Source organism: Arthrobacter sp. MW3 TE3886 (genome assembly GCF_041262145.1).
Lineage (GTDB): Bacteria > Actinomycetota > Actinomycetes > Actinomycetales > Micrococcaceae > Arthrobacter.
The window spans coordinates 4,298,908-4,319,163 of sequence record NZ_JBGCAN010000001.1 but is presented as its reverse complement, the minus strand read 5'-3'; the positions used below and the strand labels follow the sequence as shown (position 1 = coordinate 4,319,163).

The window sequence follows — 20,256 nt, the reverse complement described above, 5'->3', positions numbered from 1 at the left end:
GGGCGTGGGGCTGCTCCTGGGCCCTCCCGATACGTTTTGAGGTGTTTGTGATGTCTGCTGTTCAGGCCGCGGTGGTCGTTGATTCGCCCGTGGTTGTTGCTGTCGATGGCGGCAAGAAGACGGTCGCTTTGTCGGTCACCGACGCCGGTCGGCACCGGCTGTTGGGTCCGGTGGACTTCGAGATGACGGGCCGGGGCGTGGACGGGGTTCTCGCCCTGATCAGCAGCAGGCTGGCCGGGGCGGATGCCCCGGTGAAAGTCGGCATCGAGGCCGCCGGGCATTACCACCGGCCCCTGCTGGCGCCGTCCGTGTGGCCTGCGGGCTGGCAGGTGCTCGAGCTTAATCCCGTGCACGTCCGGCTGGACATTGCGGTGTTTACGCCCGGCTGAGGCCTGACGACTAGGGGATATTGATTCGCCGAGGCCGTACGGCTTACCACGTGGCATGGAGTGGAACGGGTCATCGGCGGGTACAGGTACGGGGCCTGGCCCCGCACACAGGATGACCGTACCGGTGACCCGACTCAGCGAGGGCTGCCTGGATTCCTGTGAGGGTTGCAGTTTTTTATTGCGGGTTCAAAGGCTTTTAGATCGGCTTGGGACGTTTTTCTGTCGGACTCCCGTCCAGCCGGGAGGAGGGTTCAGTTCACGCGGAAGAATGATCGCAGGCTCTCCCAGGTGGTTGTCACGTGCGGATTGACCTCGTCAATGGCATCCCCTTCAAGAACACCCTGGTCCGGGCCAGTAAAGTGCTTGGCCACAAGATGGTCCTTGCTCGTGTACCTGCCGCGCGTGTTGTTGTCCCACTGAATGACTAGCTCGACTTTCTCCCCGCGGGCAGTGCCGTTTATGCTCGCACCCGGGCGAACGCCATCCCGTAGCGGCGAGGTGAGAGTCTTGCAAACCATAAGTGAGGCGCTTCTGCTCCAGGCCCCGGGTTTCCGCCGTTCCACGGCCGGCAGCTTCATCTTAGAACTCAACCTGACAAGCGACAGATGCGCGGTTATCGGCGTTCGTCCGTGATTTGCGACTGACGGCCTTTCTCTACGCCCGAAAAGCCCTAGCCATTAGCCATTACGGGTTGGCGAGAGCGGGGACCGACCAAGTACTCCGTCTGATTGACCCGGATAGCGTTGAGCGAGGGCGTTGACGGGCGTGACGTTTCGAACGCGTAAACCTCTCATGAAGTCGGTGTAAAGGCGCGCCGAGGGGCTTCCTTTCGGCCAATGCCTGTCCTAGTGTCCTGTATACAGGATACAAAATGATGATGAGCCGAGATAATCCCCGCTGGCGGTCTCGACCCTCTCGGGCTGTTGGACCGCCGGAAATGTGACCCCACCCTAAGGACAATCATGAAGCAGCAGCGTCTGAGCATCACCGTACGAATTGCCTCTCTCGCCACGGCCGCCCTTATGGGTCTTACGGCCTGTGCCTCTTCTCAAGCTGCCGCTCCCGCGCCTGGCAGCGCGGTCGTTTCCCCGCCGGCGAAGCTTGTCAGTTCTGGAACGTTGTCATATGGAGTCGCCGCCACTTTCCCTCCTTTTGAGTACAAAGATGGCACGACCTTGACGGGCTTTGACGTCGAGATGGCTCAGGCGTTGGCCGGGTCCATGGGGCTGACCGCGTCACCGCTCGACATCGACTTCGACGGTCTCATCCCGGCGCTGAACGGTTCTCGTATCGACGTGATCAACTCCGCGATGTACATCAATGAAGCTCGCAGTGCCCAGGTCGACTTCGTGCCGTACCTGGTTGTCGGTGAGGCGATGCTCGTTCCCGCCGGTAACAAGAACAACATCAAGAAGATCCCCGAGGATCTCTCGGGCCGGACCATCGCTGTGACGCGGGGCGCCATCGGCGAGAAGTACATGACCGAGTTCAACGACGAACTGAAGTCGATGGGCAAGGAACCCATGGAGATCATGGCTTTGCCCACGAACCAGGATGCCCTTCTGGCTGTCAAGACTGGCCGGGCCGACGGTTTCGATACGTCTACACCGGGTGCGGCCTACACGCTCACCAGGGACAAGGGTGCCTTCGAGGTCGCCGGCACGTTCAAAGTCGGCACCAAGATCGGCATCGCTGTGCGAAAGGGTGACACGCAGACCAAGTCGGCGATTGAGGCAGCGTTGAAGGAATTTGTGGACAAGGGCGCGTACAAGGAGCTTGTCGCTAAGTACAACCTGCCCGCCGATTCCAGCATCTTCGGCTAGGAACGGGAGTCGAAATGCCAGTACTGGACTACGTTTTCTCGCAGGCTTTCCTCCTCGGGGCCCTCTTCACAATTTCATTGACGGTGCTCGCGATGGTTCTCGGCATCGTCGGCGGGCTGCTGTTGGCGGTTATCGACTCCTCGAGGCTCAGGCCGCTGAGATGGTTGGCCCGCTTCTACATCTGGCTCTTCCGGGGAACCCCCGTACTTCTGCAGCTGATTTTCGTCTTCAATGTGTTGCCCCTTTTCGGGCTGCGATTCGACTCGTTTACTTGCGCCGTTATTGCACTGAGCTTGAACGAGGCAGCCTATATGGCTGAGATCATTCGGGGCGGTCTGCTAGGCATCGCCCCTGGGCAGCGGCCAGCGGCGCAGATGCTTGGACTGACACCGCGGCAGACCATGGTGTTCGTGATCCTGCCTCAGCTGGTCCGCCTCGTTCTGCCGCCCACGGGCAACCAACTCATTGGCATGCTCAAGACCTCCGCGCTGGCTTCGGTGGTCGCCGTCTCGGATCTCATGTTGGTGGCTCAAAGAACCGCCGCAGGGAATTTTGACTATGTCAACACTCTTATCGCCGCAGCGATCCTCTATCTGGCCCTGACGACGATCTGCACCGGACTTGTGACGATAGTCGAGAACCGCGTAAACACCGAACGTAAGTCAGCCAAACGCCGGAAGCAAGAGAAGCTCATGGCAGTAGTAGGGGAGCGGCACTAATGGATCCACTGATCGAGGCAAAGAGCATCACCCGCGAGCACCACGGAAATGCTGTCGTCCGCGACGTGTCGTTCACCATCAATTCTGGCGAGTGCGTGGTTATCGTTGGGCCATCTGGCGCGGGCAAGTCCACTGTGCTGCGATGCCTGGCCGGACTCGACGACCTCGCTGACGGCGAAGTGGTTTTCCGCGGGACCTCGTATGTAACGTCGTCAGGCGTCCAGCGCAATTTGCGGGGCGACATCGGCATGGTGTTCCAGCAGTTCAACCTGTTCCCGCACCTGACCAGTCTTGAGAATGTCATGCTCGCCCCCAACCGGGTTCGACGCGCTGGGTCTGCCCAGGCGAAAAGCAAGGCAGAGGAGCTCCTCCGGAAGGTGGGCCTCGGCGACCGGATGGGGTACTACCCCGAGGAACTCTCCGGTGGTCAGCAGCAGCGCGTCGCAATCGCCCGGGCACTCGCGATGAAGCCCTCCCTCATGCTTTTCGACGAGCCAACGAGCTCTCTCGACCCCGAGTACACCCGCGAAGTGCTGGAAGTGATGAAGGCGGTCATCTCTTCCGGCATGACCGTAGCTCTGGTCACGCATGAGATGGGATTCGCCCGTCAGATGGCCGACAAGGTGCTGTTCATGGACGACGGGGCGCTCGTGGAGGAAGGTCCCGCGCATGAATTCTTCACCGCTCCGCGTACCGATCGGGCGATGAAGTTCCTGGAACAAATCGGGGCGGAAGCGTGAGCGCCGATACAGCATCGAGCCACGGAGGCCAACCGCAGATCCTGCGGAAACAGGACTGGGCCTACCTCCGGATCCGGGATGGAATCCTCACGGGTGAATACCCGCAAGGAGGGCGCCTGGACGAAGTCAAACTTGCGGAGGAAATGAACCTCAGCCGGGTGCCTGTCCGAGATGCGCTGTCCCGGCTGGCATCCGAAGGCCTGGTCATCGACACCCCGCATAAGCGCCGCATCGTCGCCCAGATGTCCCTGCAGGATGCTGAAGACATCTACGCCGGCCGTGTGTCCCTGGAAGTCACCCTGGGGCGGGCGGCCTGTCAGCGCGCCACCGCTGAGGATCACGACCGTGTACGCAGGGTCTTGACCGAACAGCGCGGAGTCGAAACCGACCATCTCCAAGAGGCCCGCCGCCTGGACCGTGAATTCCACTCCGCCATGTACGCCGCCGCGGGATTGCCCCGCACACTGGCGGCACTCGGACAGCTGCGCGTCCTCAGCGAACGGTACATCCACCTGTATATGGCGAGCCCCGATCGACGCCGTGCATCTCTGGCAGACCACGAAGAACTGCTCGCCGCCTTTCAGCACGGGGACCCAGACACACTCGCGGCCTTGGTTGAAAAGCACGTGATGGAAGGAATCGGCGCCCTCCGCCCGATTCTGGCTGCGTCGTGACGGCGGTGCACAGCATCATCACGCCCGGGTTAATCAGGGTGTTGGAAGAACACGGACAAAATCGGTTGGAGGCCCTCTCGTGGTGGGAAGTCTCCCTGCCCCTGCGGCGGCCGATCCATCACGCCTCGGCACATGAACCCACCATCGACTCCATCGTCGTCGCTGTCACCGTAAATGGCGTCATCGGTCATGCGGAAGTGCGCGCCAACGGCAGCTACGGCACAGGAGAAACGGGAGAAGACATCGAGGACGCACTGAAGACTTGTGCCTTCCTCGGCGAACCGGTTCGGGACGTCACTGACGAACTCTTCAAACGGTCCAAGCTTGCCTCAATGGCTGTGGACATGGCGGCATGGGATGCCCTGGGAAAGCACAGACAGCAGCCCCTTTACCAGCTACTTGGCGCCGGACCTCGACAAGAAGTCCTCACCCACGCGCAGATTGGGTTCGGTTCCGTCGACGACGCCGTAGGCCTGGCGAGCCGCTATGACGGTGAAGGATTCCGTCGGCTTAAGGTGCGTGTGGGCTCCTCGGATGTCTCCGACGATATTGACCGGCTCGAGGGTATTCGCCGAGTCGTGGGCACCAAAACGTCCATCGTCGCAGATGCCAACGCCGGGTGGACCCTGGACCAGGCCGAGGCGATACTTCCCCATCTGAAAAAGCTCGGCGTCGAGTGGCTCGAGCAGCCCGTCGCCACGGACGGGGAACTCGCGGCGCTGACCGCCACCGGGCAGATGAGGATCCGCGCCGATGAGTCAGCCCGCGATGCCGCCAGCATCGCCCGTCTGGCCCAGGTCCACGCCGTCGACGGCGTGCACGTGAAGCTGGAAAAGACTGGAAGCCTAGCGCGCCTCATCGAATCGATCACGGCAGCCCGGGGGAACGGCCTGGCCGTGGCATTCGGCCAGTTCGACCAAGGGCGCCTCGGATGCGCAGCGACAACGCACGTTGCAGCCGGCCTCGGATTTACCAAGGCAGAGCTGTGGGGCTGTGCCGAGATCTCCCAGGACATCGCAGGTCCGCTCACTATCAGCCACGGCGCCGTCCAAGTGCCGCAAGGAAACGGATTGGGCCTCAGCGTCACCCTGCCCGGGTCACCGAAAGGAACACTATGAACACACAAACCAAAACCGACGTCGTTGCACTCCTGAGCGAACTGGTCGGTATCGACACCACGAATCCCGGCGGAGACGAAAAGGCCGGCCTCGCTGTCCTGGAGCGGATGTTCACTGACCGGGGCATTGCTGTGGAGATCGAGGAATACCGCGCCGGTAACTTCAACCTGACGGCTACGGTGTCGTTCGGCGATGGCCCGACGGTCATGCTGAACTCCCACATCGACGTTGTCCCCGCGGGGGAGGGCTGGAGCCAGGACCCCTTTACCCCGACACTACAGAACGGGCGTGTCTACGGGCGCGGTGCCGCGGACGCCAAAGGAAGCCTCGCCGCGATGACGACAGCGCTGCTGAGCCTTCTGGATGAGGCGGATACCCTCTCGGGGACCGTCGTGTTCACCGCCGTCGGCGACGAGGAGGTCGGCAGCACCGGGGCGCGCGCCCTGGTCACGAAGGTCAACCCGGACGCCTGCATCGTCGGCGAACCCACCAACATACGCCTCCTGTCCGCCCACAAGGGCTCCATCCGGCCCGTGATCGAGGTGGTGGGCCGAGCCGCTCACGCCGCCACACCGCAGAACGGCGAAAACGCGATCACGGGGGCATCTGAACTGCTTCGCATGCTGCGTGGACTCTCGGACGACCTCGCAGGGCGGGACCATCCCCTGACGGGAGGGCCGACGCTGACGCCCGTGCTGGTGTCCGGGGGGCAGGCCCCCAACGCCGTCCCGGAGAAATGCCGCATCACGCTGGACCGCCGACTCGTACCGGGGGAGGAGAACGCCGGCGCGTTGGCTGAAGTTGAAACCATCCTGGCGGATTTCAACACACAACATGCGCCGATTCACGCGTCAATCGTGGAGTGCGCTCCGAGCACCGGCGGACCCTCCCAGACGGACTCACAGCACCCCTTTGTGCAGAGCTGCCAGGAGGCCATGGAGGACGTCGGCGAGAATCCGGAGCTCGCCGGTCTGGTGGTCAACTGCGATATGACCACCTTCCGCGCGGCCGGCATCCCCACGCTCATCCTCGGTCCCGGCACACTCGAAGTCATGCACGCCAAGGACGAGTACGTCGAGGTTGACCAACTGCACCGCGCCGAAAACGCGTATCGGGCGATTTTGAGACGACTGTTGGTGGCCCGCCGATGAGGGTTGCCGTAGCGCAGGCTCCCCTGACGTTTGACGTGGACTCCAATATTCGGTCAGCCGTGGAACTGATCGGCTCCGCCGCCACCGGCGGAGCTCGGCTGCTGGTACTGTCCGAACTGTTCCTGCAGGGCTACCGGGCAGACGCCGAGTACGTACGCCAGACCGCCCTCACGACCGATGATGCCCGCCTCGAACCGATCCGGCGTGCGTGTGCAGAATTTGGCGTCAGTGCCGTAGTGGGTGCTTCCACAAAGTCACCTGACGCTGACACAGCTCGATATCCGAGCGGGCATGGTAATTCGCTCCTGTGGTTCGGAGCGGATGCCTCCGTGAGCTGCATCTACAGCAAGACCCACCTCTGGGAGGGGGAGAAGGCTGCCTTCTCCCCCGGAGCAGGAGGGATCATCGTCCCGTTCGAAGGACTGCTGATTGGACTGGGGATTTGCTATGACGCTGCGTTCCCGGAGTTCGTCCGCTCCTACGCGCAGCTCGGAGCGGAATTGCTCGTCTTTTCTTCCGCCTTCGCCAGGGGCGCAGAGCGATCCCGTTACCTGGTCTATCACCCCGCGCGCGCCCTGGAATCCGGCGCGTACCTCGCCGTCAGCAACACGCTCGGTACCGACGGAGAGATCCAATACTTCGGTGAATCCGGGGTGTACGACCCCCACGGGCAGGTCGTGTCCGGCGGCGGGGCTGCCTCTGGAATCACCATCGCAGACATCGATCCCGGACACGTGGTGCAGGCGCGCGCCGCTCTTCCCTACCTCTCAGACCTTCAACACGATTACACACCACTACTGACACGCCAGGAGATGCCATGACACCGGTATTTAGCAAGGAAGAGTTCGCCCAGCGACTCGAAAGATTTCAGCGCACGCTCCACGAGCTCGGAGTCGACGTCGCCATTGTTAACACCCCCGAGAATATCTGCTACCTCGTTGGTCACGAGACCTCAGGCTTCTACACCTATCAGTGTCTGGTCGTGCCCGCATCCGGCGCGCCCGTACTGCTCACACGCGAGACCGAAACGATCAACGGGCAGGAGACGACGTATCTCGAAAACATCGTGGGCTACCCCGACGTGGATGACCCCATTCAGCGCACCGTTGATCTCGTGTGGTCCGTGGCACCCAACGCGGCCGTCGTCGGGCTTGAGTCACGTTCCTGGTTCCTGGTGCCCGAGCACTTTGCCGCGCTCAGCAGCGCCTTCGAGCCGCGCCGCATCGTGCGCATCGATGACAATATCGCCCAACTGCGCCTTATTAAGTCGGCTGCGGAGGTCACGATGATCCGCACTGCAGCCGCGATCACCAACGCGGGAATTCGTGCAGGAGCGCTGGCTGCAGTCCCCGGCACCCGGGAGCGGGATGTGGCCGCCGAGGCATTTGCAGAGATCATCCGTTCAGGTTCCGAGTACGTCGGAATGGAGCCATTCGTAGCCTCCGGCCCTCGTGCGGGAACGATCCACGCCTCCTGGAGCGACCGCGTTATCCAGCCAGGAGAAGGCGTGTTGCTGGAGATGTCCGCAACGAAGGGACGCTACAACGCCCCGTTGATGCACACCGTCTGGACCGGGAAGCTCACGGGAGACTCCGCCCGCATGGCAGAGGCGTGCATGGCCGCGCGGGACGCGACCATCGACATGGTCCGCCCCGGAAAGACACCGGCGGAAGCGCACCAGACTTGCCGCGACACCGTGGCGGGCTTCGGACTCGCGCATACCTACCGTAAGCGCAGCGGCTACTCGGTGGGAATCGCTTTCGCGCCCGACTGGGGTGAGGGGCACATCATGTCCCTCAAGGAGACCGAGCACCGCCCGTTCGAGCCCGGCATGGTGTTGCACGTCGTTCCAACGCTTCGGTTGGCAGGCGTGGCGGGCCAAGGCTTCTCAGCCACCGTCCTTGTGACAGAGGCCGGTAACGAGATCCTCACTCGGTGTGACGTGGCGAATCCGGCTGATGCCTGAGCAGCAGCGCTCCGTCCACCCAGCCGGCTCCTATGAGTCGGTCATCGTCTTCGGGGACACGGCCTACGTGGCCGGGATGACTCCGCGGATTGACGGCGCCCTTATTGTTCGTGGAACCGTGGGCCGTGAAGTCGATGCAACGACGGCACGGGACGCGGCGAAGGTCGCCGCGTCCCGCGCTGTAACCGCATTAACTGAGAGCAGCATCACCGGCACCGTCATTCCCCTGTCCATGACGGTCTACGTGCGGTGTGTTCCGGAATTCGAAGCGCTCGGCGATATCGCCGACGGGGCCAGCGAGGCGATCGCGGAGTGGTCAGGGGGTCTCCTGCCGGCACGCGCGGCGGTTGGCGTAGCTGCACTGCCCGGTGGCGCGCCCGTGGAGGTTTCGCTCGTCGTCGGAATACGCTCAAGAGCGGGGAACCCATCATGAGCGGGAAGCCGGTCGTGACCGTGCTCGAAGGCGAATTCCCGGTATTCGGGCTGGACCGAATCGAACCTCACGCCGACGTGCGGATTGTGAACGCCGCAGGATTAAGAGAGGCTCTGCCAGGGAGCCAGGTGCTGTTCCTCTGGGACTTTTTCTCGCCCGCGATCACTCCGCTACTGGCTGCACCGCACACGCTGGAGTGGATTCATGTCGCCGCAACCGGGGTCGACAAGCTCCTCGTACCCGAGCTGGTGGCCTCGTCTGTTGTCCTCACCAACGCTTCGGGAGTATTCGACCGGCCCATCGCCGAGTACGTGCTGGCCTGTGTGTCCGCGCACCTCAAGCACCTGCCCCAAACCCGGGAATTGCAGCGAGAGAAATCATGGCTTACCCGAGAAACCCGCAACCTCGCCGGAACGCGCGTCGTAGTGGTGGGAGCCGGCGGCATCGGGCGTGAGACTGGCAGGCTGCTCCGTGCTGTAGGTATGGACGTGACCATCGTCGGCCGATCCGAACGCACGGACCCTGAGTTCGGGCGTGTGCACGCCGCATCAGACCTCACCACCCTTGTGGGGGACAGCGACGTCATTGTGGGTGCACTGCCCTTGACGGAAAGGACGATGGGTCTGATATCCGCAGAAACGATCCGGGCTATGAAAAAGACCGCCTACTTCATCAACGTCGGACGCGGACAGACCGTCGACCAGGAGGCGTTGACAGCGGCGATCCTTGCGGGAGACATCGAAGGCGCAGCCCTGGACACCTTCGTGGAAGAACCCCTCCCGAGGCAGGACCCCCTGTGGGAAGCCCCCGGTGTCCTGGTGTCTCCCCACACTTCCTCGCGGACAACCGGATGGCTGGATCAATTGGTCGATCAATTCTGCAAGAACTTCGATGATTGGCGCGCGGGCCGGCCCTTGGATGGCATCATCGACAAACAGAAGGGATACGCCGCATGACCCGGAATGAAGGACAGCCAGACATTCTCGTGACTCTCACGGGCGTGGCCGCAGACTCCGCGTCCAAACCTTCAGCGGCGCTCTCCGACCCAACAAGGCTGCTGTTGCATCCGCTCGATGTGGGAATCACCCGCGGAGACGGCATCTTCGAAGCCATCGGGGTCAACGGCGGCCATCCACTGGAGCTGGAGGCGCACTTGGAACGGCTGCAGCGCTCAGCCAGGATGTTGGACCTGCCGCCGCTGCGTCTGGACGCAATCGACGCCGGCGTCCGGCTGGCAATCGAGCAGCACACCTCTGTTCCCGAATTGCTCGTCAAGGTATTCGTGACGCGCGGTCCGGAAGCGTCCGGAGAGCCGACGGCCTGGATCCATGCCAGTGAGGGACCTGACTATTCCCGCGCGCGCTCCGAGGGAATAGCTGCCGTAACCCTGAACCGCGGATATCCTCGGGACATTGCGTTGACGGCGCCGTGGTTACTGCAGGGGGCAAAAACGCTCTCCTACGCCGTGAACCGGTCCGCCCTTCGCGAGGCTGCCCTACGTGGAGCGCAAGATGCGATCTTCCTCAGCACCGACGGGTTTGTACTGGAAGGCCCCGCATCGACTGTGATACTCCGCGATGCGAGGGGGTTCCGCACCCCGCCTCCAGAAGACGGCGTCCTTCCAGGCACCACCCAGGTCCGCATCTTCCGCGAACTGGAGGCTCAGGGTTTTGCCACTGTCACGGAGCATATCCGCGAGGAAGAGCTGCGGGCAGCCGCTGCTGTGTGGCTCGTATCAAGTGGGCGCCTGGTCGTTCCCGTAAGGATCCTTGACGGAGCCGCAGTGCCTTTGGATTGTAAAGTGACAGACATGATGCTCGACATCCTGACTTCCGTAACAAATTCGTAGAGTCTGTATCCAACCTGCATGTAGTGGAAGGGCTTTGTCATGGTGACTCCAGAAGGCTTGACGTTTGGAAGTGTTGTGCCGCAGATAAGCTGGCGTAAGCAGGACTGGGCGTACGAGCAAGTCCGTGAATGGATTCTCGACGGTGAATTAAAGCCCGGTACTCGCATCGACCAGGAACAGCTCACGGCCGCACTCGGCATCAGCCGCATCCCACTGAGGGAAGCGCTGGCACATCTGGTGGCAGAAGGATGGATCGTCGGCCAGCCGCATCGCCACCTGGTTGTCTCCGAGCTATCCCTCGCTGACGCCAGGGATGTTTACTCAGGTCGACAGGCCGTGGAGTCCATGCTCGCAGGAGCAGCAGCCCAAAAAGCCCGGCCTGACAGCCTGGATTCCGTCCTTGAGGTACTGGCTCGACAGCGCGAAGCGTTTTCTACTGCTGCTATCAAGGAAGTCCAGCGACTCGATAAGCAGTTCCACATGGGCATCTACCAGTTAGCCCGAATGCCGAAAACGCTGGCGTCCGCCACCACCTTGTACTCAATGAGTGAACGCTATGTCCGCCTGTACCTCGGTGATGCTGAGCGCAGCATGACGTCCTTCCACGAGCACGAAGCCATCATGAGCGCTGTAGCGTCGGGCGACGCCGATGCCGCCCGGAAGCTTACAGACGAGCACATTGCCCATGGCCTGCAGGTTCTTGAGGAGCGCTCCCTGCAAATAATGAACTGAAGGCCGAACGTTTGAATGGCCTGACGGGCGCTTCATTTGGCTTCCCGTGCTTGCACTCCCGGCCGGATCGTCCGCTGTTGTATACTTTATAAAAAGGGTGTGCCAGAGCAGGCTAGGGAAATGAAGGGGAACAATGACCGTTCTCGAAAGTCTATCTCGGGGAAACGTCACGCCCGCTGCGGGATGGCGAAAGCAAGATTGGGCGTACGAACAAATACGCGAATGGATACTCGCGGGAGAATTAAAACCAAGCCAGCGCGTCGACCAGGAACAGTTGGCCGCCGTGCTGGGCATCAGCCGTATACCGCTGCGCGAAGGTCTCGCCCGCCTGATTTCGGAGGGCTGGGTCAGTGGCCAACCACATCGCAGATTGATCGTCTCCGAGCTCTCGCTATCAGACGCAAAAGACGTTTACGGTGGCCGGCAGGCCGTGGAGGCGATGCTGGCCGAAGCTGCGGCCAGAAACGCAAAGCCGAGCAGTCTCGCGAAAGTCCGGGACGTCCTGGATCGCCAGCGGGAAGTTCTGACCCAAGGCGCGGCGAACGACATTCAGCGTCTCGACCGTGCTTTCCATACTGGCATTTACGAGCTTGCTGGCATGCCCAAAACCCTCGCGGTGGCTACAAACCTTTACTCCATGTCGGAACGCTATGTGCGGCTTTATCTCGGCGACCAGGAACGCATTGATGTCTCATTCCATGAGCATGAGGCTATCTACCATGCAGTTGAGAAGGGTGACACATACGCCGCCCGGAAGCTAACAGAGCAGCACATCGACAGAGGGCTGGAAGTCCTCGAATGCCGATTGCTCCGGCCGCAGCCCGAAGGTCCTCTCCCTGCGTTAGCTGTCAACGGCTGAAAGAGGATTCCATCTCCTCCGGACAAGGAACAGAAGGCCACCGAAGCCTAGCCCGGGTTCTTGCCAGTCAGGCGGGATGCCGGCATCGCGATGAGACCCAGAGCAGCCGCCCCGCTGAACGGGGCGGCTGCTCTGCGGACTCAGCGAAAGCTGCCTACCACTTCGATGAGGCGATCCAGCGCCTCGCTCCATTCCGCTTCATCCTGAGCGATGCATAGGCGTATGTGCCCGGCGCCGCGCTCCCCGAATTGGTAGCCGGGGTTGACGATCACACCGGCTTTCGTCTTGAGCGCCAAGGCGATTTCCTGGTCGGTAGCATTCACGAGGATCTTCGGAAAGATGTACGAGCTACCCCACGAACGCTCGGCGGAGAACAGCCCTGATTCGTTCAGACGATCGACAGTCCAGTCGCGGATGAGTTGATATTCCTTGATCCGCTGGCTGACATACTCGCCGTCTTCAGCGAGCCAATGTGTCAGGAGATGTTGGGCGTAAGCTGGCGCTCGAAGGGCGGTGATCGATTGCATGTCCTCCATACGGTCGATGAGCGCGCACGGAGCGACCGCGACGCCAAGACGGTAGCCAGACAACGATTCGGTCTTTGACGGTCCCAGCGTGGTGATTGTGCGTTCTTTCATCGCCTCAAGGTTGGCAATGTGGGTGAAGGATTCGTCGTCATACACGAGGCGCGTGTAGAGCTGGTCGGCCAGCACGAGAAAATCGTGTTCGATTGCAAGATCAGCGATCTGCTGAAGCGTTTCGTCCGAATAGATTGCCCCGGTCGGATTGTTCGGGTGGCTGAAGATAAACAGCTTCGGTTTGCGTTGTGCCGCATCCTCCAGCGCCTGCATGTCAAGGGTTGGCCGCCCATCGACGTCTTCGAACAGCACTGGCACCCGGACCACCTCGGCGCCGAAATACCTCAGCGTTCGCTCGGTTGAGAGGTAGTCAGGATCCGGCAGGATCACGACGTCTCCCGGCTCCAGCACGGCAGCCAGAGCAATAAACAATGCGCCCTGGGTTCCCGGCGCGAGGATCGTGCTGCTGCTGTCTGAGGCGTCCAGGCCCAGGTGCTCAGCGATGTTGGCTTCGAGCTGCCGGCGTACGCCGGCATCACCCACAAAGGGGGTATACGTCATCCCGTCACCAGAAGCTGCTTTGATGAAGGCATCCAGTGCATACTCGGGGGCCGGAAAGCGGTGAGTATTGGCGTATGTGGCATCAAGTATGGGCCCTTGACGGGCGGGTGCTTTTTCAAGTTCGCGCTCGAGAGCGCGTATGCTCTGGCCCTCGTGACACTCCACTTGGGGGAGGTCGAGCCGTTGAATTGCGGCGGGCGCTTTCGGAAGGGTCATCAGGTTCCTTACTGCTGTTGGATCAGGCCAGGGCTCACTCGAGGTGTGGCTAGAACCGCCATTGGGCAGCTTCGCCGCACTGGGCGAGACTATTTTGTATACAGAATACGCGCGGTGTCAACCAACGCGTGAGTTCCTGATGACCCGTGGAGCGCGGGTATCGTCTGTCCGTATACAAAATAATGTAGTGTGTAACCACTTCCTTTCGTCCGCGTCCGGAGGACGCGTCACCGGGTATTCCACACGTCTAAGAAGGGGGCGCGCATGCCTGCTGTTGCACTCATAGCCGATGTCGGTGAAAGTTTCGGCTCGTACACGATGGGAGATGACGCTGGACTGCTCGAGCTGATCTCGGATGCCAACGTTGCCTGTGGTTTCCACGCTGGGGACCCGCTTGTCATCGAGCGTACCGTGCGCCTGTGTGAGCAGAATGGTGTCAGCTTGGGAGCTCATCCGGGCTTTCCTGACCTGGCGGGATTCGGCCGGCGCGCAATGGCGCTGACCCGCGATGAAATTCGGTCGGACATTCTTTACCAGCTGGGGGCTTTGGAGGCTTTTTCACGCGGGTGGAATCTGAGCTTGGGCCACGTGACCATACACGGAAAACTGGACAACATGGCCGGAACCAACCACGATTACGCGTCAGCGATTGTAGAGGCCATCGCGCGCTTCGACAGATCGCTCATCGTGGTGGCTCAGAGTGGCGAACTGGAACGCGTAGCCCTCGCTGAGGGCTTGGATGTTGCATACGCCTTCATGGCGGATCGCGCCTACGAGAGCGATGGCCAGCCCGTAAGTCGCGATCGCCCTGGTGCGGTCCTCCACAACTCGGCCGAGATTGCGGAGCGCGCGATTCGGGTTATCCAGACGGGAACTCTCGAGTCCATCGACGGAGAAAGTATCCCGATGCTGTGCGACGGCGTCCTAGTGCACGGCGACACTCCCGAAGCCGTGGAAAATGCTCGACTACTGCGCGCCCGCCTGGTGGCGGCGGGTATCTGCATCGAGCCTCTCACCCGCGTCCTGGCGTCCCGAAAGCTGCCTTAAGGCCAGTAACAACAGGCCGACCCTTGTGCTGGCGGGAGTAAGTATGCCAAGCTGATTTTGCACACTGTATACAAAATTCTTTATTTCAAGCTGTGCGAGGCCAACGTACGCCCGCAATGAAAAGGACCACTCGATGAGCATATTTACTCGTACGCAGGTAAGCGCGGCCGCCTCCGTCTTCACTGCAGCGGCATTGGCCCTGACAGGATGTGCGGCGGGGACCACATCTACCACCGACGACAAAAAATCGGGTCTGCCGCAACTTTTGCAGAATGCTGTCAGCTCCGGCACGCTGACAGTCGGAACGTCAGTCAATGCCCCTATCGCCTACCTGACGAGCGGATCCGACCAACTTTCAGGTGTCACCGCGGATGTAATGCGTGAGTACCTCAAACGGTCGGGCGTCGCCGACAAGGTTTCGCTGAAGGTCGAAACCATGGATTTTTCCTCACTCATTCCGGCTCTGCAGACCAAACGGATCGACTACATGATCGACACGATGTATGTAACCGAAGCGCGCAAAAAGGTAGTCGACTTTACGGACCCCATTTTCTATAACCCGGAAGGTTTGGTTGTGCCGAAGGGCAATCCAGACAAACTCGCAAGCCTCGCCGACTTATGCGGTAAGTCAGCAGGCTCATACGATGGCTCCGCCTTCGTGGGGATGCTCAAGGCAGCAAGCGAGAAGTGTGGCTCAAACCCCATGGCCCTTACTACTTACCCCAAGGTCGAGGATGTCATCAATGACATCTCCGCAGGGAGACTGGACGGCGGTCTTATCGATGCCACTGTCGCGGCCTATGGGATTCATGTCAATCCTTCGCTGACCATCGAGCTGGTTTCTGATTATGTTCCAGTGGACAAGTCATTGACGGCCGCACCGAATGCCGTTCTGCCAGGGAACGAAGACTTCGTCTCTGACTACAACAAGCACTTGGAGGCCATGAAAGCCGACGGCACCATGGCCAAGATCCTGGACGACAACGGGCTGTCCCCTGCTGACTACTTCCTTAAGCCCTGATCGCGATAGGGACTCACCTGCGGCGCAGGCTGGCCGTTTCCGTAGGTGAGCCGGCACCGCCCACGATTGGAAGGCACGGTCTAATTCATGTTCGAAAATTTCCTGGAATGGTTACCCAAGTTACTTGACGGACTGGGGGTCACCGTCATGTTGACATTCGTTACCATGCCAATAGCTCTCATTCTCGGGCTGGTGTTTGCCTTATGCCGTCTCGATGGTTCCAAAAAGATGCTCGCGTGGCCCGTAGCGGCGCTAGTCGAAATCATCCGCGGCACTCCACTGATACTTCAGCTCTTTTACATCTATTTTGTGCTTCCATACGTTGGTATCCGGTTGGACCCCCTCGTGGCCGGCGTGGTGGCCTTGTCTCTGAACTATGCCGCCTACCTCAGTGAGGTATACCGCTCAGGCATTGCTGCCATCGACAGATCACAGTGGGAGGCCGGCCAAGCTCTGTCGATGCGGCACGGTGCGATCCTTCAACGAATTGTGTTGCCTCAAGCCATACGCATCGTGATCCCGCCGGTGGGAAATTATTTCGTGTCACTGTTCAAGGACACTGCCCTGGTTTCCACCATCGGGGTTGCTGACCTACTCTTCCAGGGGCGCCTTTTGGCTTCAGCCTCGTTTGAGTACTTTGCAATTTTCACCGTCATTTTTGTCTTTTACTTCATAATTAGCTTCCCCGCGATGCGCGGAGTCAGGGCTTTGGATCTCCAATTGGAGAAAGGAATTCGAAGGTGATCAATAAAGAAGCTCTTATTAGTCTGCGTGATGTTCGAAAAAGCTATGGAACCAATGAAGTACTCGGCGGCATAAGCCTCGACGTCCATGATGGCGAAGTCGTCGTGCTCATTGGCCCGAGCGGTTCGGGCAAAACGACCACAATCCGCACGGTAAACGCCCTTGAGACCATTGACCTCGGCTCCATCACGGTCGACGGGCAGGTACTGGCAAGCACCACTACCGCGGGAAAGGTCGCCTACACGGACAGCGAGACAGTCCGATCAATCCGCCGAAACGTTGGCATGGTGTTCCAGCGGTTCAACCTGTTTCCGCACCGGACTGTGCTCGAGAATCTCATCCAGGCGCCGATGAGTTCATTGAAGATGTCGCGAGCCGACGCAGAGAACGAGGCGCGCGAACTGTTGTCACGGGTGGGCATGCTGGGCAAGGCCCAGGCATATCCCGCCCAACTTTCCGGAGGCCAACAGCAACGCGTGGCAATCGCTCGCGCCTTAGCCATGAAGCCCAAGGCTATGTTGTTTGATGAAGTCACGTCCGCTTTGGATCCCGAGCTGGTCGATGAAGTCCTCAGTGTGATGAAGTCGCTAGCTGAAAATGGGATGACAATGATAGTCGTCACTCATGAGATGTATTTCGCCAAGCAAGTGGCCGACCGCGTCATCATGATGGACGGCGGGCGCATCGTCGAATCGGGCCCGCCCGAACAGATATTCGGAGAACCCACAGAAGCCCGAACGGCCGCCTTTCTCAAGCGTGTGCAGCACTCCGACTTCTGATGTCCGTGGGTCACTCCAATTCCTCAACCCCTGATGAGGCTACGTCGATTGCCCGCAGCCTCGGACCGCACAGAGATATCACCCTTCTGCTGCTCCCCAGCGGGGATTCTGCTGTTCTTTTGGAGGCCCAAGGGGGCTCAGATGACGACCGTTGGGCGGTCATATACGACCTTCGGAAGCGTCTTCTTACACATCGACCGGCCGGGTTCTTGGACCTGGTGTCCACATTCGAGCACCTTTTGATCTCTTACGACTGCGCAGTTACTGACGGGTTCTTCATCCGCAATGACGTCATCGCCGCGCTGAATCGCTCTGGCGTCGAGTCCCTCCAGTCCGGACGCCGAACCTTTGACATACCGACCGTTTTTGGAGGGACTTTTGGTCCGGACCTGGTGGACGTATCCGAACAGCTGGGCATGTCCGCCGCCGATGTCGTTGAGCAGCTGCTCCGTCAAGAGTTTGTCGTTCGATTCCTCGGTGCGGGTATGGAGCCCATGTGCTCGGGTGCCGTGTCCGATGTGCCGATTACGCGGCGACACGTGCCTAGAGTAAGTGTTCCTGCGGGAAGTGTCGCACTAGCGGCGCACAACATGGCAATCTACCCATTTGGTTCCCCCGGCGGTTGGCAGCTGGTGGGACGTACGCCTCTGCAGCTTTGTGACATCGCTGAGCAACCTGCCGTTACCTATCAGGCCGGAGACCGCTTCCGGCTAAGAAGTATCCAACCAGGGGAATGGATCGACTTTGAAGACATGCGTTTAGGTGAGACTAATGACTGAACGCCCGGTGTTGCGCATCATAAACGCAGGTATCAGCCAATTCCAAGACCTGGGACGCTTTGGCCACGAGCGGAACGGCCTGTCAGTTAACGGGGCAGCCGATCAACTGTCCGCCCGCGCAGCAAACATCCTTGTCGGCAACCCACAGTCCGCTCCGCACCTGGAGATCATGGCATCTTCATTCGCTGCGGTAGTCGAAAACGCGGCGCTGATCGCGGTCGCCGGCGCTGAATGCGAAATCACGGTAGACGGAGCATCCGTTCCGAATCACAGCCCCCTTGCCGTGCGGAAAGGACAGACGGTGCGGCTCTCGGCCCCCTCTCGGGGCCTTAGAGTCAGCCTAGCCATCCGTGGGTTTATTCAAACTCCGGTGTTTGCGGGCAGTTGCTCCCCTGACTCTGTCGTCGGTTTTAAGAGCCGCATCGTGGGCGGCCAGACCATCTCCGTTGACAGCGACTACGTGGACTTTGTACATCCATTCTTCGTGCTGCCGCTGTTTCGCTTCGTGGTTCCGCGGCGACAGTTGCCCGATGTGTGGCCGATCGGCATCACTCCGGGCACAGATTTTTCGGATCTCGCGGGTGGACCTGGCGCTCTTAGCGGAACATACAGTGTCACCCCCCAAGCCGACGCTATCGGCTTGCGGCTGGCAGGGCCGGTCCTGCAACGAACTACGACCTCGGAATTGGTTTCTCGCGGCGTTCCCGTGGGTGGGGTTGAACTCGTCCCCAACGGTGGCCTCATCATCTTGCACCGCGGCCGCTACGTTACAGCTGGGTATCCCATCATTGCCGTTGTCACGAGGACCTCGTTGTCGGTTCTTGGCCAAGCTGCGCCTGGCCAACCCCTGAAGTTTGTGTGGACCACCACGGACGAGGCTGTACGCCAGCACAGACAAGAGCTGCAGGTGTTGGAGGACCTCGAGCGAAACGTACACGGAGCCTTTCAGGCCGCGGGACTAGGTGTACTGCCCAGGGAGGTTGGTTAGGCGGCTGATGGGCGGGTGGCCTCCGATTGTGGTGTGGGGCCTGTGGTGATTGTAGTGGTGCAGCCATGCCGGGAGGGCGTTTCTGCGGGCTGATTCCGTGGCGTAGAAGCGCTTGAATGCCCACCCGTCGGCCAGGGTGCGGTGGAAGCGTTCGATCTTGCCGTTGGTCTGGGGCCGGTAGGGGCGGGTCTTCTTTGCTTTGATGTTCATTTCACGGCAGGTGTCGCGCCAGAGGTGGGATTTGTAGGCCGAGCCGTTGTCGGAGAGGACCCGCTCAACGGTGACGCCGCGGGCGGCAAACCAGGACACTGCACGCCTGAGCACTCCAACTGCGGTGGCCGCTGTTTCATCGCCGTGGATCTCTGCGTAGGCGACCCGGGAGTGGTCGTCGATGACCGTGTGGACATAGGCGGTCCCGATCAGTGGCCCGCGGTGTCTGTTGCGCGCCTTGTCCGGGGTTCCTGCCCGGTTCCGGTCTCCTTGCTGCCGCCCGACGTAGCGCCAGCCGCCGCCGTCGGGGATGTTGCCGAGCTTCTTCACGTCGACGTGGATCATCGCTCCAGGCGTCTCGTGCTCGTAGCGGCGGGTGACTTCCCCGGTGCGTTTGTCGACGTGGTGCAGGCGGTTCAGCCGGCACCGGACCAGAACCGCGTGCACGGTCGAGGCCGGCATGGCCAGCTTCGCGCCGATCGCGACCGGCCCCAGCCGTTGCTTCCAGCGCAGGTGCACCACCTTGCGCACCAGCTGCTGCGGCGTCCGGTTCGCCACCCGGTGCGGGCGCGAGGATCTGTCGGCCATGGCGGCCTCACCCATCGCGGCGTAGCGGGCTGCCCACCGTTTCGCCGTCGGCCAGGAGCAATTGAACTGCTCGGCAGCCCGGGACACCGGCCAGCCGTGTTCTACGACCAGACGCGCGACGCGCAAACGTTGGCGTGGAGTCAAAGCGGCATTAGCGTGGGACACGAGGACCTCCTGGTCGCTGCAGCGGTTGTCTAAGCAACTCCACTGTGCAACCGGAGGTCCTCACCCTTGGGTCAACGACTCCAGCGAGTCATCACATTCACCGAACCAACGTCCCTGGGCAGTACAA

22 protein-coding genes are annotated in these 20,256 nt (G+C 60.9%); 20 read left to right on the top strand and 2 right to left on the bottom strand.

All coding sequences use genetic code 11. From position 1 onward, the window contains the following. Nucleotides 1-50 precede the first annotated feature (50 nt). From ABH915_RS19735 to ABH915_RS19670, 14 genes are all read left to right on the top strand, one after another. Nucleotides 51-389, top strand: a complete 339-nt coding sequence (locus ABH915_RS19735; protein ID WP_370124535.1) for a transposase — start codon at nucleotides 51-53, stop codon at nucleotides 387-389. Between the two features lie 962 nt (nucleotides 390-1,351). Further along, nucleotides 1,352-2,212, top strand: coding sequence for an ABC transporter substrate-binding protein (locus tag ABH915_RS19730; RefSeq protein WP_370124533.1), 861 nt, complete (start codon nucleotides 1,352-1,354; stop codon nucleotides 2,210-2,212). 14 nt (nucleotides 2,213-2,226) lie between these two features. Continuing rightward, on the top strand, nucleotides 2,227-2,931 hold the full coding sequence (locus ABH915_RS19725; protein WP_370124532.1) for an amino acid ABC transporter permease: 705 nt from the start codon (nucleotides 2,227-2,229) through the stop codon (nucleotides 2,929-2,931). Continuing rightward, the gene (locus ABH915_RS19720) at nucleotides 2,931-3,671 is read left to right on the top strand and encodes an amino acid ABC transporter ATP-binding protein (protein WP_370124530.1); all 741 of its coding nucleotides are present in this window, start codon (nucleotides 2,931-2,933) and stop codon (nucleotides 3,669-3,671) included. The genes ABH915_RS19725 and ABH915_RS19720 overlap by 1 nt, the downstream gene beginning before the upstream one ends. Continuing rightward, nucleotides 3,668-4,345 (top strand): GntR family transcriptional regulator, encoded by a 678-nt coding sequence (locus ABH915_RS19715; RefSeq protein ID WP_370124528.1) that lies wholly within the window; start codon nucleotides 3,668-3,670, stop codon nucleotides 4,343-4,345. Before ABH915_RS19720 ends, ABH915_RS19715 begins: the two co-directional genes overlap by 4 nt. Before the next feature lie 65 nt (nucleotides 4,346-4,410). Further along, entirely contained in the window at nucleotides 4,411-5,463 is a 1,053-nt protein-coding gene (locus tag ABH915_RS19710) for a mandelate racemase/muconate lactonizing enzyme family protein (protein ID WP_370124526.1), read from the top strand. Further along, nucleotides 5,460-6,614, top strand: a complete 1,155-nt coding sequence (locus tag ABH915_RS19705; RefSeq protein WP_370124524.1) for a M20 family metallopeptidase — start codon at nucleotides 5,460-5,462, stop codon at nucleotides 6,612-6,614. The genes ABH915_RS19710 and ABH915_RS19705 overlap by 4 nt, the downstream gene beginning before the upstream one ends. Next, nucleotides 6,611-7,435, top strand: coding sequence for a carbon-nitrogen hydrolase family protein (locus ABH915_RS19700; protein ID WP_370124522.1), 825 nt, complete (start codon nucleotides 6,611-6,613; stop codon nucleotides 7,433-7,435). Before ABH915_RS19705 ends, ABH915_RS19700 begins: the two co-directional genes overlap by 4 nt. Further along, nucleotides 7,432-8,580 (top strand): M24 family metallopeptidase, encoded by a 1,149-nt coding sequence (locus ABH915_RS19695; protein ID WP_370124520.1) that lies wholly within the window; start codon nucleotides 7,432-7,434, stop codon nucleotides 8,578-8,580. The genes ABH915_RS19700 and ABH915_RS19695 overlap by 4 nt, the downstream gene beginning before the upstream one ends. Further along, complete coding sequence (locus tag ABH915_RS19690; RefSeq protein ID WP_370124518.1) at nucleotides 8,573-9,013, top strand: RidA family protein; 441 nt, start codon at nucleotides 8,573-8,575, stop codon at nucleotides 9,011-9,013. Before ABH915_RS19695 ends, ABH915_RS19690 begins: the two co-directional genes overlap by 8 nt. Then, entirely contained in the window at nucleotides 9,010-9,969 is a 960-nt protein-coding gene (locus tag ABH915_RS19685; RefSeq protein ID WP_370124516.1) for a D-2-hydroxyacid dehydrogenase, read from the top strand. The genes ABH915_RS19690 and ABH915_RS19685 overlap by 4 nt, the downstream gene beginning before the upstream one ends. Further along, nucleotides 9,966-10,862 carry an aminotransferase class IV gene (locus ABH915_RS19680; RefSeq protein ID WP_370124514.1) on the top strand — a complete coding sequence of 299 codons (897 nt, stop codon included), beginning with the start codon at nucleotides 9,966-9,968 and terminating at the stop codon, nucleotides 10,860-10,862. Before ABH915_RS19685 ends, ABH915_RS19680 begins: the two co-directional genes overlap by 4 nt. 39 nt (nucleotides 10,863-10,901) lie before the next feature. After that, nucleotides 10,902-11,594 carry a GntR family transcriptional regulator gene (locus ABH915_RS19675; RefSeq protein ID WP_370124512.1) on the top strand — a complete coding sequence of 231 codons (693 nt, stop codon included), beginning with the start codon at nucleotides 10,902-10,904 and terminating at the stop codon, nucleotides 11,592-11,594. Nucleotides 11,595-11,727: 133 nt separating this feature from the next. Further along, a complete protein-coding gene (locus ABH915_RS19670) occupies nucleotides 11,728-12,453 on the top strand; it encodes a GntR family transcriptional regulator (protein ID WP_370124510.1) in 726 nt (241 codons plus the stop codon). 140 nt (nucleotides 12,454-12,593) lie between these two features. On the opposite strand, the gene ABH915_RS19665 is transcribed toward ABH915_RS19670, so the two are convergent. Continuing rightward, nucleotides 12,594-13,808: an aminotransferase class I/II-fold pyridoxal phosphate-dependent enzyme gene (locus ABH915_RS19665; protein WP_370124508.1), complete on the bottom strand. Its 1,215-nt coding sequence runs from the start codon at nucleotides 13,806-13,808 to the stop codon at nucleotides 12,594-12,596. 264 nt (nucleotides 13,809-14,072) lie between these two features. Here ABH915_RS19665 and ABH915_RS19660 point away from each other — a divergent pair, with 264 nt between their 5' ends. The 6 genes from ABH915_RS19660 to ABH915_RS19635 all read left to right on the top strand — a co-directional run bounded on the left by ABH915_RS19660 (nucleotide 14,073) and on the right by ABH915_RS19635 (nucleotide 19,166). Then, nucleotides 14,073-14,855 (top strand): LamB/YcsF family protein, encoded by a 783-nt coding sequence (locus tag ABH915_RS19660; RefSeq protein ID WP_370124506.1) that lies wholly within the window; start codon nucleotides 14,073-14,075, stop codon nucleotides 14,853-14,855. A 133-nt stretch (nucleotides 14,856-14,988) separates the two neighbouring features. Beyond that, nucleotides 14,989-15,876 carry a substrate-binding periplasmic protein gene (locus tag ABH915_RS19655; RefSeq protein WP_370124504.1) on the top strand — a complete coding sequence of 296 codons (888 nt, stop codon included), beginning with the start codon at nucleotides 14,989-14,991 and terminating at the stop codon, nucleotides 15,874-15,876. 87 nt (nucleotides 15,877-15,963) lie between these two features. Then, the gene (locus ABH915_RS19650) at nucleotides 15,964-16,620 is read left to right on the top strand and encodes an amino acid ABC transporter permease (RefSeq protein ID WP_370124502.1); all 657 of its coding nucleotides are present in this window, start codon (nucleotides 15,964-15,966) and stop codon (nucleotides 16,618-16,620) included. Beyond that, complete coding sequence (locus ABH915_RS19645; protein WP_370125047.1) at nucleotides 16,620-17,399, top strand: amino acid ABC transporter ATP-binding protein; 780 nt, start codon at nucleotides 16,620-16,622, stop codon at nucleotides 17,397-17,399. Before ABH915_RS19650 ends, ABH915_RS19645 begins: the two co-directional genes overlap by 1 nt. Continuing rightward, on the top strand, nucleotides 17,399-18,178 hold the full coding sequence (locus tag ABH915_RS19640) for an allophanate hydrolase subunit 1 (protein WP_370124500.1): 780 nt from the start codon (nucleotides 17,399-17,401) through the stop codon (nucleotides 18,176-18,178). Before ABH915_RS19645 ends, ABH915_RS19640 begins: the two co-directional genes overlap by 1 nt. Then, nucleotides 18,171-19,166: a biotin-dependent carboxyltransferase family protein gene (locus ABH915_RS19635; protein WP_370124498.1), complete on the top strand. Its 996-nt coding sequence runs from the start codon at nucleotides 18,171-18,173 to the stop codon at nucleotides 19,164-19,166. Before ABH915_RS19640 ends, ABH915_RS19635 begins: the two co-directional genes overlap by 8 nt. On the opposite strand, the gene ABH915_RS19630 is transcribed toward ABH915_RS19635, so the two are convergent. Beyond that, the gene (locus tag ABH915_RS19630; protein WP_370124496.1) at nucleotides 19,137-20,129 is read right to left on the bottom strand and encodes an IS481 family transposase; all 993 of its coding nucleotides are present in this window, start codon (nucleotides 20,127-20,129) and stop codon (nucleotides 19,137-19,139) included. The genes ABH915_RS19635 and ABH915_RS19630 overlap by 30 nt on opposite strands. Nucleotides 20,130-20,256 lie beyond the last annotated feature (127 nt).